The 16018-nt window shown below is 40.2% G+C and carries 13 protein-coding genes and 2 pseudogenes; 6 read left to right on the forward strand and 9 right to left on the reverse strand.

The window, feature by feature from the left end; all coding sequences use genetic code 11:
- The coding region (locus tag ABF638_RS31660; RefSeq protein WP_435026826.1) for a DUF3775 domain-containing protein at nt 1-355 on the forward strand (355 nt) is incomplete at its 5' end.
- Between the two features lie 21 nt (nt 356-376).
- Here the strand turns inward: ABF638_RS31660 and ABF638_RS31665 are convergent.
- Nucleotides 377-700 (reverse strand): annotated as a pseudogene (locus tag ABF638_RS31665) (four helix bundle protein); the annotation flags it as partial.
- Between the two features lie 176 nt (nt 701-876).
- Nucleotides 877-1968, reverse strand: a complete 1092-nt coding sequence (locus ABF638_RS31670; RefSeq protein WP_420759303.1) for a sensor histidine kinase — start codon at nt 1966-1968, stop codon at nt 877-879.
- A gap of 413 nt (nt 1969-2381) precedes the next feature.
- On the opposite strand from ABF638_RS31670, the gene ABF638_RS31675 reads away from it, so the two are divergent.
- Nucleotides 2382-2738: a hypothetical protein gene (locus ABF638_RS31675; protein ID WP_420759304.1), complete on the forward strand. Its 357-nt coding sequence runs from the start codon at nt 2382-2384 to the stop codon at nt 2736-2738.
- Nucleotides 2739-2914: 176 nt separating this feature from the next.
- On the opposite strand, the gene ABF638_RS31680 is transcribed toward ABF638_RS31675, so the two are convergent.
- Together ABF638_RS31680 and ABF638_RS31685 are read right to left on the reverse strand one after the other, a co-directional pair.
- The gene (locus ABF638_RS31680) at nt 2915-3496 is read right to left on the reverse strand and encodes a DUF4360 domain-containing protein (RefSeq protein WP_420759305.1); all 582 of its coding nucleotides are present in this window, start codon (nt 3494-3496) and stop codon (nt 2915-2917) included.
- Between the two features lie 450 nt (nt 3497-3946).
- Nucleotides 3947-4740 (reverse strand): IS5 family transposase gene (locus tag ABF638_RS31685; RefSeq protein WP_435026827.1). Its coding sequence is split into 2 segments (ribosomal slippage): nt 3947-4401 and nt 4401-4740, totalling 795 coding nucleotides; the frame shifts between segments, so codons are not numbered across the junction.
- 96 nt (nt 4741-4836) lie between these two features.
- Between ABF638_RS31685 and ABF638_RS31690 the strand changes: the two genes are divergently transcribed.
- From ABF638_RS31690 to ppk1, 4 genes and pseudogenes are all read left to right on the forward strand, one after another.
- Complete coding sequence (locus tag ABF638_RS31690; protein ID WP_435026828.1) at nt 4837-5199, forward strand: hypothetical protein; 363 nt, start codon at nt 4837-4839, stop codon at nt 5197-5199.
- Nucleotides 5200-6328: 1129 nt separating this feature from the next.
- Nucleotides 6329-8755, forward strand: coding sequence for a phosphoketolase family protein (locus ABF638_RS31695; RefSeq protein WP_435026830.1), 2427 nt, complete (start codon nt 6329-6331; stop codon nt 8753-8755).
- Between the two features lie 113 nt (nt 8756-8868).
- Nucleotides 8869-9363, forward strand: a pseudogene (locus tag ABF638_RS31700) (phosphate ABC transporter ATP-binding protein); the annotation flags it as partial.
- 281 nt (nt 9364-9644) lie between these two features.
- Nucleotides 9645-11780 carry a polyphosphate kinase 1 gene (ppk1, locus tag ABF638_RS31705; RefSeq protein ID WP_420759310.1) on the forward strand — a complete coding sequence of 712 codons (2136 nt, stop codon included), beginning with the start codon at nt 9645-9647 and terminating at the stop codon, nt 11778-11780.
- 159 nt (nt 11781-11939) lie between these two features.
- On the opposite strand, the gene ABF638_RS31710 is transcribed toward ppk1, so the two are convergent.
- The 5 genes from ABF638_RS31710 to ABF638_RS31730 form a co-directional block, all read right to left on the reverse strand.
- Nucleotides 11940-12620 carry a hypothetical protein gene (locus ABF638_RS31710; protein ID WP_435026831.1) on the reverse strand — a complete coding sequence of 227 codons (681 nt, stop codon included), beginning with the start codon at nt 12618-12620 and terminating at the stop codon, nt 11940-11942.
- Entirely contained in the window at nt 12617-13090 is a 474-nt protein-coding gene (locus tag ABF638_RS31715) for a hypothetical protein (RefSeq protein WP_435026832.1), read from the reverse strand. Before ABF638_RS31715 ends, ABF638_RS31710 begins: the two co-directional genes overlap by 4 nt.
- 3 nt (nt 13091-13093) lie before the next feature.
- Nucleotides 13094-14119 carry a tyrosine-type recombinase/integrase gene (locus ABF638_RS31720; protein ID WP_435026833.1) on the reverse strand — a complete coding sequence of 342 codons (1026 nt, stop codon included), beginning with the start codon at nt 14117-14119 and terminating at the stop codon, nt 13094-13096.
- 58 nt (nt 14120-14177) lie between these two features.
- On the reverse strand, nt 14178-14513 hold the full coding sequence (locus ABF638_RS31725) for a XisI protein (RefSeq protein ID WP_012413009.1): 336 nt from the start codon (nt 14511-14513) through the stop codon (nt 14178-14180).
- Nucleotides 14514-14822: 309 nt separating this feature from the next.
- Nucleotides 14823-15242: a four helix bundle protein gene (locus ABF638_RS31730; RefSeq protein WP_435026834.1), complete on the reverse strand. Its 420-nt coding sequence runs from the start codon at nt 15240-15242 to the stop codon at nt 14823-14825.
- Nucleotides 15243-16018: the final 776 nt, after the last annotated feature.

Raw genomic sequence — 16018 nt, forward strand, 5'->3', positions numbered from 1 at the left:
TTGCCCAAAGTCATCAGATATACTGTTTGGGAGAGTAAATATACCAGAAACTTTTTTAGACAAATTGTCTAATTATTTAGAAGATTTTGAAATGACAGGAAGAACATCAATCAGAGTACTACATAAATATGTAGACGATTTTTCTTCAGATGAAAAAGGACAAGTTATAGCCCTTATATGGCTTGGTCAATATGTATCCTGTGAACAACCATCAGACTTAAATGATTTAACTGCACAAGCACTACATCTCATCCCTCAAAACTATACAACTAGCTATATTATCGAAAAGGCTTTCCTAGCTAAATATCTTCGCTCCGGGCTAAATAAAATAAATAATAACCACTGCAACAATTAAGAGTAATGAGTAATGAGTAAATTATTTTTCTTTCAATTTGTTGATTGAAGTTGTTAATGTCTTAATAATTATTTCATTCTCTTCTATCAGATTTTGAAATTTTGATTTTGACACCAACTCCGATTTTATCATTATTTTTATCCAATAAAGGGTTTCATTGGCTTCCTTTATGGCTATAGAATACTTATTGATAAAGTCTTTATTTGATTGTGCATATTTAGCTTCTGAACAGTTTGCACCTATTGATGTCCCGCTTCTTAAAAATTGTTTAGACAAGATTTTACCAGCGTCGTCAAAAGGTCTTTTATTTAGCTCAGAATAAACTTTGATAACTCTTATTGCAAAATCTTCCGTTCTTTCTTAAATACTGATATTTGCGTTATAATTAATCATGAGTAAAAAAGAATGTTGTAATTCAATTTTACTTTATAAGTAATGGGTATTGACTCATTACTCATTACTTAAAGAACGCAAAAATAACTTTTCCCACTGCAAAGTTTACTCAGCCAAAATTCAAGACACTAGGCTAAGGGTAAATCAATTGAGAAGACACATCCTTGATGGGGAATATCCCGAACTGAGAGTATACCTTTGTTTAACGATACGGCGCGTCGTGAGATTGTAAGCCCAATCCCCAATCCTGATCTATCTGTTGCCATCTGAGAAAAAGGCTTAAAAAGTTCTTCCACCTCACCAGGCGGGAGTCCTCCACATTGATCCTCTATTTCAAGCAAAACACGCCCACCTACAGCCTTACCGCGTATCCATACAATCCCACCCTGCTTGGTGAACTTAATGGCATTTTGAACCAGATTCGATAAGGCAGATATTATTAGGTGACGGTCTATTAAAACCTCCAATTCAGCCGCTACCTCAACACACACCTTAATTGATTTCGCACTTGCTTCAAACCATGCAGTAGCCTCAACTTCACTGACTAGGTGAATAACTCGACATCTCTGATATTGTCCGGTTGATTCGTTCCGCAGTCGCACCTCAACAAGTGAACGATCAATAATGTTTCTCATGCGCTTATGGGCATTTTTAAGAATACGAGATGTACTTCCATTGGTTCCGACTTTCCCTGTGATTATAAGTTGGGAAGCTAGAATAGCGGAGGTCAAAGCATTTCGCAACTCATGTGCTAGAAATCCAAGACGCTGAACCTCATCCCGCTCTGCATTTTCACGCTGACCTCGATTAAACTCTGTAACCGCTTCAGCGATAGCGATATCGAGGCAGAAATTTAATCGATTGAATTCACGAGGGGATGCTGTTTCACTACTATTCTCCTGAATATACTCAGTGATCGCTTGACAAAGAGCGCCGTAGCCATGAACAACCTGAGAAATGCTGTAGCCAAGTTTTAATGACTCTTTTCCCCGGCGCTCTGCGGAGGCTTTGTGAAGACTTTCTATAGAATTGTTATCTGGTTCTTTAGATTCATCTATATCAGCATCAGCACGTAATACCTCAATGAGTTCATCGTAGAACACAGGTAATCCTTTTTCCATTTCGTCGCTCGAACTCATGGAATCAGCAAGACGCGCGATCTTTTTTGAACACAAGGCGAGAATTTCGTCACGTTCTGCTAAGAGAAATTCATGTAACATTATGAATGTTCTTAATTTTAAACTTATTCTACCATCAGGAGATCGCTAGAACAGTGATCGCTCATAAGAGTAACTAGCAACTTGGGTTATATCTGCGAAACAGGCTCTCTTCTGCTTTCTCCTAAAAAATCGTCAGGACAACAAAAGGAATTTCAGGAGAGGGAATGGCGTAGGCATCGCTTTGTTGGTTAATTAAAATTAATCTGGACTAGGTTTTTTCTGCATCGTTAATCAACTTATACAATTCAACTATCCATCAAACTCTTGTAAATACTCGATTTCAAACGTCCGGTTGTTACACTCTTCACAAGAAGAGCAATTAGAAATATTTGAAAATGTTTTTAATAACAGACTGCACAGTTGAACCAAATGAATCTAGGCTCGAAAGTAAACATCTATATCAAACAACACTAATGTCACATACGTTGATTAATTTAACATTGCCAATAGTCATTCAAGAAATTGAGAATGTCTTAGATGAGTACCCTGAACATCCTTATCAATTAGCTTTTTCGATTCATGAGTTACGCCAAAAGTTAATTGCCCACATTCTAAGTCATGTCCCTAACCGCTATGTAGTCGAAGGGGTACAGGAATTATCCAGCACCCCCAAAAGCCGCTACTCTTTCCCTCTACAGGAGCGGATACAGATAGAAACAGTGGTTCACGGTAGTATTCTGCATATCCTGCGCGAAAACGCTGATTGGCTAAGTCGCCAAATCCTAACTGTGTCTCTTCTTGGGTCAATTCTGCTCCCTATTCTGATTTAATCACTTCATACTCTTGGGCAACAATACAGTAGAGAATATATTTTGCACTAGGGTCAATATTTGCTTTTACGCTAGCGCAAAGTATGTACTGTACTCTGCGTTTACTATGAGTAAAAATCCCACTAGATAAAAGGTTTCAGAATAAATTTTCTGTGCCGGAATTATCCTGAAATGTACTAGTTTTTACGACAGGTGCGATATTTTATGTGATAAACCAAACCTCGGTGTGCAAGATCGAAGGAGTCAACAGTAGCCATCCCTTGACCTTTGGCAGTCATCGCAGTATTCACCCGCATATTTACACTGTCACCACAGCCCGACCAAACATCAGCTACCGTCGCCAAGCTATCTCGAACATTATAGTCAGTTTCGCCACTAAAAGTCCGAGAAAAAACTGGGCCGCGGGTACCAGCAAAAAAGTACTCTGCTCTTAGTGTCCCAGTAGTTCCGGGAGCAATATAACCCCGATAATCAGCATCATAAAGGGAAATTTGAAAGCCTTGGGGTAATTTGATCGGAATACTCAAATTACAGCTTTTCCGCCTTTCTGCGGCGACATTTCCGATGGCTGCAAACTTGTCAAATAAAATGGTTAGCTCTTGACCATCGGGACTAACGCTCACACTGGCTGATTCATTGGGACAACCGCTACCACCATAACTTGCACCTAAAATTTCAACTTTGGCATCAGCAAAGGCGGGGCTAACTGAAGCAGTAATTAATGTAACGGCAGCAAGAAATACTTTTACAAATTTCATAATTTTTTGATCGCGAATCTACTAACCAGATTTACTGTGACATTCTGCTGTTGGAAATCAAGGTTGAATTGCGTCTGAGTTGTATAAGTTGTACTGAAAGCCTTCAAATCGTTACAAAAATCTCAAATTTAGTCGCTTTAAATTAGGATTTAGAGAGTACTATGGATATCTGAAGGTGGCAGCTATTAAGCTCTCCAACACAATAATTAAAATGGAAAGCTTAAAAGCACTCTCTCGCTACAATATGCTTGCTACTCTATTTTGATTCTGTTAGCTACCCAAACTCGAATTACTGAAAAAATAATGGGAGTGTAAAACAGTATGGTAATAAAACATCAAGAAAAAATTATTACCCTTTGGATTGTTTTCTTGTTGGGACTTCTCTTTCACAGTCAGTTGGGATTAATGCCTCTTTTTCACGGTCTTAGAGACCATTTATAAAGTAAATCTTTAGACAGCTAGACGACGTAGCATAATACGAGTCATAACGGCATATATTGCCGCTTCACTCATTTCAGGAAGACGTTCATAATCTTTACTCAAACGATGGTACTGATTAAACCAGGCAAATGTTCTTTCTACTACCCAACGCTTCGGTAAAACCTCAAAATTTTTATCAGTACGGCGAATAACATCAACATGAGCTTGGATCATCAACCAAACAGCCAGCGCGAACTTATCACCGTCATAGCCTGAGTCCACCCACATGACTTCAACTTTTTCCAATAACTCTGGCCGTTCCTCCACTAGTTCCATCAAAGCATAGGCTGCAAGCACCCTTTCACTAGCATTACCTTCACTCACAACCACTTTCAACAATAGTCCCAGGCTATCAACTATCGTTTGGCGTTTCCTTCCCTTTACTAGCTTGCCACCATCAAAACCGTACACATCCCCCTTTTTTCAGCCGTTTTTACTGACTGGCTATCTGCGGCGATCGCTGTTGGTTGTGTTGACCTACCTACTTTTTCTCTAACTTTGTCACGTAGTGCATGGTTTAACTCTTCCCAAATTCCGCGTTTTTGCCATTTGCGATAATAGCTGTAAACCGTTGAGCTTGGTGGAAAATCCCCTGGTAGCATGTCCCATTGACATCCCGTTTTCAAGTGGTAGTATATTGCGTTGCACACTTCTCTCATATCAGTGGTGCGAGGATGCCCCCCGAATTTGGCTGGTGGGATTAAGGGAGCTAGGATTTTCCATTCTGAGTCACTCAGGTCAGTAGAATAAGCCTTTCGAGTCATTCTTTCTACGTAAATACGCTATTTTAACTGTATCCTAGCGTTCTTGCTTTTTCTAATTTCCTATCTTTAGATTTACTTTATAAATAGCCTCTTAGTGTGGCTGACTCCCACGCACAAAGCATAGCAGAAGTTGCCCCGATTATGTGGTTAATGTTGGGCTTTTTTGTGTTCCCGATGGCTGCGATCGTTGCTACTGTGTTTACTGATTCGAGTCGCTACCGAAGCATTCACTTTGGTTTAACCGTATTATATACCGTACTAAATTTTTGCCATCTTGTTGCAGATTTAGTGGTGCAACCGATCGCTTGGTATCAGGTTGTGCTTATGCTGATTTTGTTCATCATCGGTCTTTTACTCAACCTTGTTTCCTTCCAGTGGATGAAAGTTCGTCTGGTTAAGAGACCTCCAAAGAATAATTTATCCCACAAAGAACAAGAGACAGAATTTATTCAAGAATAATGATATATGAGTATAGGCATACAGATGTATACTTCTACTACAGCCAATTTATATGTTGTAAATATTTTTTTAAATGGAATTACACCATAGGAGAGATAAACGCTCAAAAGTTATTAAATAAAGGTTAAAAATTAAATATCTTAGTAAAACTTGTACAACTTATACACCAATCAAACGCTTGGTTAAACACGATTTCTAATCTTAGAGTGTCATACTAACCTTTATCAGCAAATTGACAAAGGTTAGTCAAATATATGCCTAGTAAAGCTTTATTAACAAGTCCTCGTAAATTGAGTATATCTACAACAATCAGTCAATCGATGATGAGTAAGCATTTTTGCCCTAACTGTTCAGACATTTTACTCCGTCATGTACGTTTGGGAGAACTTTACTGGCGCTGTAGTTACTGCTATCAGGAAATGCCCATTTAGAAAACGGGGGTGGTACGCTAACGTGCCATCAACACCACCACTGACCTAAAAAATCATAAATAGGTTAATTAATGGTTAACGTTAAACTAAGTTAATGTCATTATTTTTAATTTAAATTAAAATATTTATATCTATCTATTTTTCAGATATAACACTAATTTTGCAGCCCAATTTATTTAACTTTTAAAGTGGATTTTATCTACCTTTAGTTGGATGTTTAAGTTAGAAGATATATCAGAATATAAGTAGTTATACTGTATGTAATGCACATTCCACCCTTTTAATCAGGATATAAGGGACTTTTAAACAAGATAGTAGTGAATAGTGAAGTGCAGGCAATACAATTAGATTAGCTAAAAATCGAGATTTTTGTAATTGGGAAAGATCGATTTTATGACTCAATTATTTCATAGTCTTGTTAATTGCTAACCTTATGCAAACTGTATTGGAAGTAGCTGGTTGTATAAGTGAACCGCAAGTAAAACCATAGTTATCGATTGATATCCGCTTAACCATTTTGAGATTGATCAATGTAGTACCCAATAGTAGATGCACTGTACTACATCACTTCTTTGGTATTCATATTTAGTCTTGAAATATCGGGTTTTAAAACTGTGTAGACGTGGAGCAGTTTGTCATCAGACATCGCGTGTTCAACGATTCTTTAACTAAAAATAGATTAGTAGGATTCAAAATCTATGACCATTTCTCCTTCTAAGACAAAGGTTTCAGTTGTTGAAAACGGTAAATCTGCCACACTTAGTACTGAAGAACTGCGTCAGATAAATGCTTACTGGCGTGCCTGCAACTATTTAGCTCTAGGTATGATATATTTGCAGGACAATCCACTGCTAAAAGAACCCCTCAAGCCAGAACACATCAAGAATCGCCTGTTAGGACACTGGGGTACAAGTCCCGGTTTAAGCTTTATCTACGTCCATCTGAACCGTTTAATCAAAAAATATGATCTGGACGTGATTTACATCGCAGGCCCCGGTCATGGCGCTCCGGGCATCCTTGCGCCGACATACTTAGAAGGAACCTATTCTGAGGTTTATCCTGATAAGAGCGAGGACGAGGAAGGTATGCTGAAGTTTTTCAAACAGTTCTCCTTTCCTGGTGGAATTGGTAGCCATTGCACACCTGAAACTCCTGGCTCGATTCATGAAGGCGGCGAGTTAGGTTACAGCCTCTCCCACGCTTACGGGGCTGCTTTCGATAACCCGGATTTGATTGTGACAGCAGTTGTTGGTGACGGGGAAGCAGAAACAGGCCCTCTAGCAACAGCTTGGCATTCTAATAAATTTATCAACCCCATTCGGGATGGTGCAGTTTTACCAATCTTGCATTTGAATGGCTACAAGATTGCTAACCCCACCATCCTAGCCCGCATCAGCCACGAGGAACTAGAGGACTTATTCAAGGGCTACGGTTACACACCTTACTTTGTGGAAGGGCACGATCCAGCGCAAGTGCATCAACTGATGGCAGCAACTCTGGAAACAGTTATTTTGGAAATCAAGAAAATCCAAACCGAAGCCAGGACTTCGGGTGTTGCCAAACGTCCTCGTTGGCCGATGATTGTCCTTCGTACCCCTAAAGGATGGACTGCGCCGACAGAAATAGACGGTCATAAATTAGAGGGATTTTGGCGATCGCACCAAGTACCAATCACAGATGTAACTAGTAATCCTGCACACATGAAGATTCTAGAACACTGGATGAAAAGTTACAAGCCAGAGGAATTATTTGACGAGCATGGCAGTCTAATTCCCGAACTCAAAAAGCTGGCTCCCATTGGTTCTCGCCGCATCAGTGCCAATCCCGTTGCTAACGGTGGAATTCTGCGTAAAGAATTGCGTATGCCCGACTTCCGCAACAATGCAGTTGAGGTAGATAAGCCTGGTGCTGTTGAGGTGGAAAACACGAAGCCTCTAGGGAACTTCCTGCGAGATATCATGCGTAATAACATGAATAATTTCCGCATATTCGGGCCAGATGAAACCGCCTCCAATCGACTCAGTGCCGTCTATGAAGTCAGCGAGAAAGTCTGGTTGGCAGATATGCTCCCTGAAGATGCAGATGGCAGTGAGCTATCTACCGACGGGCGAGTGATGGAAATGCTCAGTGAACATAACCTGTTCGGCTGGCTGGAAGGCTATCTCTTATCTGGGCGGCATGGTTTCTTCCACAGTTATGAAGCTTTTGCTCACGTTGTTGACTCCATGTTTAACCAGCACGCCAAATGGCTGGAAATCAGTAAAAAAGAAGTTGCTTGGCGATCGCCGATTTCTTCTGAGAATATCTTACTATCCTCTACTGTTTGGCGACAAGATAACAACGGTTTTAGCCACCAAGATCCAGGATTCATAGATTTGGTTACTAATAAGAGTGCTGAAGTTACCCGGATTTATCTACCTCCCGACGCTAACTGTCTACTTTCTGTAGCCTATCATTGCCTACGTAGCACCAACTACGTCAACGTCATCGTTGCAGATAAGCAAAAACACCTCCAGTTTCTTAGCATAGAAGAGGCGATCGCACATTGCACCAAAGGCATCGGCATCTGGGACTGGGCAAGCAATGACCATCATGGGCAAGAACCCGATCTTCCCGATGTCGTCATGGCATCTTGCGGAGATGTTGTGACTATGGAAGCTTTAGCTGCAACTGCCATCTTAAGAGATGAGTTCCCCGATCTTAAGGTGCGGTTTATTAATGTTGTTGACTTGTACAAATTGCAACCAGATACAGAACATCCACATGGATTATCAGACTGGGATTTCGATAGTCTTTTCACCACAGATAAGCCTGTAATTTTCAACTTCCACGGCTATCCTTGGCTGATTCACAAACTTGCTTACCGTCGCACTAATCATGAAAATATTCATGTGCGCGGCTACAAGGAAAAGGGCAGCATTAACACACCACTTGAGTTAGCTATCAACAACCAAGTTGATCGGTTCAATCTGGTGATTGACGTGATTGATCGGGTTCCGAAGCTGGGTTCTGCTGCTGTCTATGTTAGAGAAAGCATGAAGAACGAAATTATTAACAACCGGAATTATGCTCACAAGCACGGTATCGATCGGCCGGAAATCGTCAACTGGAAATGGCCTTACTAGTGTCCCATTAATTTTGCCAGGCTGCGAGATCCCCGACTTCTTCAAGAAGTCGGGGATCTGAACACCACGAGTGTATATATAAGTTTTTGAAAGTTACTGCGTAACGTGGAGTAAACCCGTTTCCCAAATCTATTTATGACAATGTTGCTTTTGGAGCCAGAGTTTGCGGCTACAAAGATAACATGGATGAATTGGTAGAACGGAGTCTACGCCGTTCGGCTTTGTGGGATGAAGTTAAAGACAAACTGCGACAAAGTGGTTTAGCCTTATCTGGTGGTCAACAACAACGGTTGTGTATTGCGCGAGCGATCGCTGGACAACCAGAAGTTATACTTATGGATGAACCTTGTTCTGCCCTCGATCCCCTATCCACTTTGCGGGTTGAAGAACTGATTCAGGAACTCAAAGAGCAATATACCATCGTCATTGTTACTCACAACATGCAACAAGCGGCACGAGTATCTGATAAAACAGCTTTTTTCAATGTTAGCGCCACAGGAACAGGCGATCGTACTGGCTATTTGGTAGAATACGACTCAACAGAAGTGATTTTCAATAACCCTAAGCAGAAAGATACAAAAGATTACGTCAGCGGTCGATTTGGTTAAATATGGGTTTTGAGAGCAAGTGTTTTGATAAATTAAGCGAATTTTGGATTTTGAATAATTCAATTCCATTATCCAAAATTTAAAAAGTCTTAGAGTCGTACAGTTAATTCATGAATTGCCCCTACAGTGTGGATCTATTTAGCATCAAAGAATGATTAATGAAAGCTAAAACGACCTACATATTATTGGTAAATGTATACCATGATTAATTTGTACAGTGCGTAAGTTAGATTTGAATTATTTTTGATAATTGTCATACCATTCTTTTAGTAAATCCAAATATGTCTAAAGTCAAAGATATTAGTAAAACTATTAATGTGCATGACTCGGAGTACTACTTTAGTCGAGAATTAAGCTGGTTAGAATTTAACCGCCGAGTTTTACATGAGGCGTTAGATATTCGGACTCCATTACTAGAAAAACTCAAGTTCATTGCCATCTTTAGTGCTAATCTTGATGAATTTTTCATGGTTCGTGTCGCACTTCTCAAAGAACAAGTTAAAGCACAGTTAATTCAGCGAACTCCCGATGGTCGCACCCCAGAACAACAATTAGAAGCAATCGATCAATATCTGCATCCAATGGTGACTCAACAGCATCATTATTTTGAGCAGACGCTTCGACCAGAAATGACAGCGCAAGGCATTCATCTACTTAATTATGTTGACATTAATCCCCAACAGCGTAGTTACTTTCAAAAACTATTTCAAGAAAGAATTTTTCCAGTTCTCACTCCTCTAGCTGTTGATCCTAGCCATCCCTTTCCACGAATGGCGAATCTCAGTTTAAATTTAGCAGTGGTAGTAAAAGCCCCAAACACAGGAGAAAAAAAATTTGCTAGAGTCAAAATTCCCACTATTCTGCCTCGATTTATTCCCTTACCTCAAGAATTGCAAATAGATAATGGGAAATTAAATCACTGGACAGGTATGCCGATAGAGCAAGTAATTGCTCACAATTTAAAAGCTTTATTTCTCGGAATGGTCATTGAGGAATATCACCTATTTCGATTAACCCGCAATACAGATTTAGAATTAGCAGAAGAAGCCGATGACTTACTCTTAGCAATTCAACAAGAGTTATATAAGCGCAAATTCATTGGCTCGGTGGTGCGGTTAGAAATTCAACCATCAATGCCTCAATCAGTACGACAGATGTTGATGACAGAAATGAAACTAATTGAGAGTGATATTTATGAGATAGAAGGTTTGCTGAATTTAAAAGATTTGATGTCGTTTACGGCGCTACCTTTACCTGAATTGAAAGATCCACCTTGGGCATCAGTAATTCCGTCTCGTCTGCGTCATCTTCATCAACAAAGTCAAATCGCCAACTTCAATGATGAGGAAAAAAGTATTTTCTCGGTGATTCAGCAAAAGGATTTGCTAGTACATCATCCTTACGAATCCTTTGGCGCTTCTGTAGAGGAATTTATTGCTCAAGCTGCTCACGATCCTGATGTGTTGGCAATTAAGATGACACTTTATCGGACTTCGGGAGATTCGGAAATTGTCAGTTCTTTAATTACTGCGGCTGAAAATGGCAAACAAGTTGCTGTTATTTTAGAATTAAAAGCTCGCTTTGATGAAGAAAATAATATCACTTGGGCTAATAAATTAGAAAAATCTGGTGTTCATGTAGTATATGGACTGGTGGGACTAAAGACTCATAGCAAAACTTTGCTAGTGGTGCGTCAAGAGGGAGAAAATATTCGTCGTTATTTCCATATTGGGACTGGAAATTATAATTCCAAAACAGCAAATTTATATACAGATTTAGGACTAATTAGTTGTCGAGAAGACTTAGGGGCAGATTTAACTGATTTATTTAATTATTTGACTGGTTATTCCTGTAAAGATTCTTACCGCAAGTTGCTGGTATCACCTATTAATATGCGCGATCGCATTACTGCCCTGATCCAGCGAGAAATCGAACACTGCAAAAACGGTAATCAAGGTCATATTATCGCTAAGATGAATGCTTTGGTTGACCCCCAAATTATTGCTACTTTATACAAAGCATCTCTTGCTGGAGTACAAATTGACCTAATTGTACGGGGTATTTGTTGTTTGCGTCCTGGAGTTCCAAAAGTTAGCGAAAATATCCGTGTTATCAGCATTATTGGTCGTTTTTTAGAACACTCTCGGATATTTAACTTTCATAATAACGGACAAAATGAAGTATATATCGGCAGTGCCGATTGGATGACTCGCAACCTAGATCACCGAGTGGAAGTAGTTGTACCAGTTGAAGATGATGATATTGTGCAGAATTTACAAAAAATTCTCAAAATAATGCTAGCAGATAATCGCCAAGCTTGGGAGTTGCAGCCAGATGGCTCTTACATCCAACGTTACCCTAATAAAAATGAGCCAGAACGTAGCGCTCAAAATATTTTGATAGAAATGATGCAGTAATTCTCTAATAAAAGTTACACAGAGTTATCTCCAGGTCTTTTCAGGGATTTCTGGATTGATTAAGGTATAGGTTGCTATCAGTATTTAGCATAACTTTACAACATGTCCCATTTTACACGTATCCTATCTCGGTGGCTACCCTATATGGCGAATGTATTTTTATTGATAGTAGGAAGGAGAGCTTTTCACCCAGACATTATGGTTGTGATAAAAATCTCCACGTTGCTCCAAGGTAAAGCCACCCAGCAATAATCCCAACCAGACTTCTACCATTGGCATTTGCAACATACGTTGCAGTTTAACTAAAGAAATCTCATCTTTGACATTTATCAGATGGTTAGCGATGGCGCTGTGCCATTTTTCCACATCTTCATCTGATGCCAAATTGCGAACATCTTCTAAAGTTGTCACCTCATCGAGCATTGCCAAAACATTCGCTTTTTCAACAGGTGCTGCTACAGAATCACCCTCCTGGTTAGGAGATGAAAATTGGTGTGGGCCGTGTGGTTTAAAGGTTTGTGGTGTTTGCGGTTCAATCAAATCATCTAAATCTAGGTGCATTGTTGTCCGCACTAGACCAGCAAAGAGATCGGTGCTAACAACAGGCCCCAAAAGACTATTGCGATCGTGGGTATCTTGCAACAGCACTTCGGCACGAGACTTAAGAATATCTGCAATCTGACTGAAGGCAAGCGCTGCGGTTAATAGCTGTGCCTCCAAGGGTAGTTTTTCTAGCTCGGCATCTAAACATTCCCACATCGGTGCTAGTGTTGATGTTGCTGGAGATTCAGACAACTCATCTAATACATCCCAGATTGTTAATTGGCGGTATGTGGTCATCTCAACGATTCTGGATGCAACGGGCAGGGTCGTACTGGGCAGTAGCTTGAGGTAATCTCAAACATATCCTTATATTGATATAGTGAAACACTGTATTGTTTTGCAAATGCCTGTAACACCTGATCTGTATAAGCGCGGATCTTACCAGCCGTTAGCCCAAAACAGTGAATTGGTTCCAGCCGACAAACAGGTTTTTGCCCCAGCCAGAGTTCTGCACCCAAGGCGTGCAATGGCTTATCCCCCAGTTCTTTATATAGATACAACACTGCAAAATATGTTGCTGGTGGTTCGACTGTTACTGAATCAATTTCTGCTGAATGACTTTCACTCCGGCGACGATAGAACGAACGGCGATTGTGACAGACTTTTGGATTCCAACATCCATCCCCTTGTGTCCCATGCAGTAGTTTAGCTTGAGTTGTTGGTAGTTTAGAACATAGCTGACACCGTTGATCTAATGGCTTTGGCATAGTCTACTCTGCTTCCTCTTCACCAATCGCACGATAGTAGGCAGCGATCGCAGCTTCTTGCTCACTGCGAAGGGTATACCGCCGAAACGCTTTCTCGCTTTGATGCCCTGTTAATTTTCGTGCATGGCTGGGGTCAACTTTCAATAGCAATAAGTCAGTAGCGTAGGTGTGACGAAAGGAGTGAGGATGTAAATCCTCAATGTGAGCTATTTCACCTATTTTTTCCACAGCGAAGTAAATGCCGTGATAACTCAAGCGTTCGCCCTTGTATGAAGCATGGTGTGAAATCATCAGTGGGCTAAGGCTGGACAACACCTCTCCTTGCTGTTCGCGCAATTGTAAATAATCTGCTACCACTTCTCGGCTTTCTTTTCGTAGTGGCACTAAGCGTGGTTCATTCGTTTTGGTATCGGGCAAGAACAGCAGCTTGCCATCAAAAGAGCCAACATTTAGCTGCACAACTTCCCCAGCCCGAAGTCCATGACTAAGAATGTGAACGAGTGCTGTATCCCGCTGCTTTGTTCCTCCCAGCAATTCTAACGCTGACCAAACCCGTTCCATCTGTTCAGTAGTTAAACTCTGGGCTGGTGGCAGTGGCACTTTTTCTAGTTTTATGCCCAGTGTAGGATTAGTAGCAATAATCTCAGGATACGTGTAACACATCCATTTGAAAAAGCTTTTGAGTGCCGCAACTCCCGCATTGATGCTACTTTTTGAAAGCGGTTTACCAGCATCAGTTAGTATTTCATCTCTTAGGTATTCTTTATACAGCGCAAGGTGACGTGGACGCAGTTCATGATAGTGTAGCTCACTCCAAGCCAAAAATCGTTTGAGTTCTCGTTCGTAAAGCTTGCGGCTGTTTGGTGCGAGATTGTTGCTGCGTAAAAACTCTAGCACCTTTACCCATCGGATATCGGTTGGTGGAGTTGTTTTTGTGAGTCTTTTACTACTTCCTGTCTCTCTAGTGAGTGCGGCATCCTCAATCGAAATTAATTTAATGGGTGGTAAAAACTCTGCACTATAATTCATTTTAAATCAGATAGTTTTTGTTATTTTAAAATATATTTGCATGAGATTATTTTCGCTTTTACTCCACAGCAAATCCTGACAGTTGACGCATTTTTGGAGTATGAAAACCGATGACAATATCTTGTTTATCTATACCCATTTCCATTAATTCTAAAGCAATATCCGCTTCCGTTGTATTTTGTTGAATCCAAATTTTATTATTCTTGATATCTAAGTGCATTATTGGCCCGTAAATCCGATGCTGATTATTCCATCCAACGCTAATAATTTGATAATGGTCATGTTCTTCATCAAAAATTTGTTCTACTTCTACATCTCCGTAACTAGGCTTGTACTGGAGATGTTTAGTTAAGAGTTGCCTAACTTTTGTCCGATATTCATTTAATTTATCCATTGTTCTATTGCCTCCGTTTCCACATTATAAATAATTAACTTCAATTTGTTTTCATTGACTACAGTAGTTGGAAGTCGCAAGTCGCAGGTCGCAAGTAATTGTTTTGTTATTAAAAGTATGAAAATATATTTATCAAAAAAGTGAAGATTTAAAACCTCGCCCGCAAGTGGCGCGTTCGGGCTAGCGTTTGGTCAGAGAAACAGTCCTTATATCTGAAGGTAGGTAAAAACCCCACCCCGGAGTGTCTGGCTTGATTTAATACTTGCGACTTGCGACTTCATTTTTTATTCTCTATTCAGAGTTAAATGATTAATTCTCGCTTGCCGCCTCCATCCTCCTGCCGTTGGATTTGCTGCCATTTAATCTCTCTTTAACTTTGCGAGTAGAAGCAATGAGTATTTTCGCTATTTCATTGGCTTCTTTTAGCAATTGAGCGAACTTATCTTTTTCAACAACCTCAGATTCAATTAAAATTTCCAACCAGTACTCAGTTTCGCGTGCCTCTTTCAAAGCAATTTCCATTTTGTGCAAGAAGTCTTTATCAGACTGAGCCGAACGAGACTCGTGTACATTAGCACCAATACTAGTACCAGAACGTAACAGTTGCTTAGAAAGGGTACGGCAAACACCCGGTTTTTCATCAAGAAAGCTACAAGCTTTGATAATTCTAATTGCAAAAGCTTTTGTTCTGTCAGTGATACTAATGCTTTTGTCTCCATTTTCACTCACTGCTTTTACCTTTTTTATTTCTGTTTACCATACTCAGTACTTCCACACTCGGTAAATGCCCCGTCCCTTGTGGGCAGTCTTTCAACTCAGGACTCTTCATTCTTACTTGCGACTTGCGACCTCCGACTTGCGACTTCAACCATCATACCCGATCGCGGTTGAATACAAAATAAGGTACTCTTATCTTTTATCCGACATAAACTCCGATTAATACCTTTTCTCCAGGCAGCTCAGTATTTTGTGACTGTAACCATAAGTTTGCCGGGGCGGCACGTTTATGCTTTCAAAACGCCTGTGTAGGTTCGCAGACTAAGTGAAAATTGTCGCGGACTATGTGAAAATATTCGCGGACTAATTGAAAATGACTTTGTGTAACCCTTATTCTCTCGTACTATACGGCGATCGCTAATTAGAGAAGTATTTCTCCAAAGCGTTATACTGTAATGAGTTGCAACCTTTTATCCTCATTTGGCGGAAAATTTCAATTAGTCCGCGAATTTGGTAGGAATTTTTCATCTAGTCCGCGACAAATTTTCACTTAGTCTGCGACAAGATAAGTTGAAACCCTGATTACTCCGTTGAGATTTTTTCAATTAGTCTGCGAACCGACACCTGGGCAAGTTTCGGTGAAAAATTAGTTTTGATGTATGGGTGGTAGGAAGTTAGAGGGTGTATTGGCAGCCAAATCTTCGACATCATCGAACCACATACACTGCCACACAGGCTTATTGCTTTGATTAGAGAGCGGAGCTATCAATTGTTGCCGCCAAAAGTCA

Source organism: Nostoc sp. CALU 1950 (assembly GCF_051172895.1).
In the GTDB taxonomy this organism is placed as follows: Bacteria; Cyanobacteriota; Cyanobacteriia; order Cyanobacteriales; family Nostocaceae; genus Nostoc; species Nostoc edaphicum_A.

Bases quoted from the DNA above. Each gene is read 5' to 3' on its own strand.
- ABF638_RS31720 (WP_435026833.1), bottom strand. From the start codon at position 14,119: ATGAATTATAGTGCAGAGTTTTTACCACCCATTAAATTAATTTCGATT.
- ABF638_RS31725 (WP_012413009.1), bottom strand. From the start codon at position 14,513: ATGGATAAATTAAATGAATATCGGACAAAAGTTAGGCAACTCTTAACT.
- ABF638_RS31680 (WP_420759305.1), bottom strand. From the start codon at position 3,496: ATGAAATTTGTAAAAGTATTTCTTGCTGCCGTTACATTAATTACTGCT.
- ABF638_RS31715 (WP_435026832.1), bottom strand. From the start codon at position 13,090: ATGCCAAAGCCATTAGATCAACGGTGTCAGCTATGTTCTAAACTACCA.
- ABF638_RS31710 (WP_435026831.1), bottom strand. From the start codon at position 12,620: ATGACCACATACCGCCAATTAACAATCTGGGATGTATTAGATGAGTTG.
- ABF638_RS31670 (WP_420759303.1), bottom strand. From the start codon at position 1,968: ATGTTACATGAATTTCTCTTAGCAGAACGTGACGAAATTCTCGCCTTG.
- ABF638_RS31695 (WP_435026830.1), top strand. From the start codon at position 6,329: ATGACCATTTCTCCTTCTAAGACAAAGGTTTCAGTTGTTGAAAACGGT.
- ppk1 (WP_420759310.1), top strand. From the start codon at position 9,645: ATGTCTAAAGTCAAAGATATTAGTAAAACTATTAATGTGCATGACTCG.
- ABF638_RS31675 (WP_420759304.1), top strand. From the start codon at position 2,382: ATGTCACATACGTTGATTAATTTAACATTGCCAATAGTCATTCAAGAA.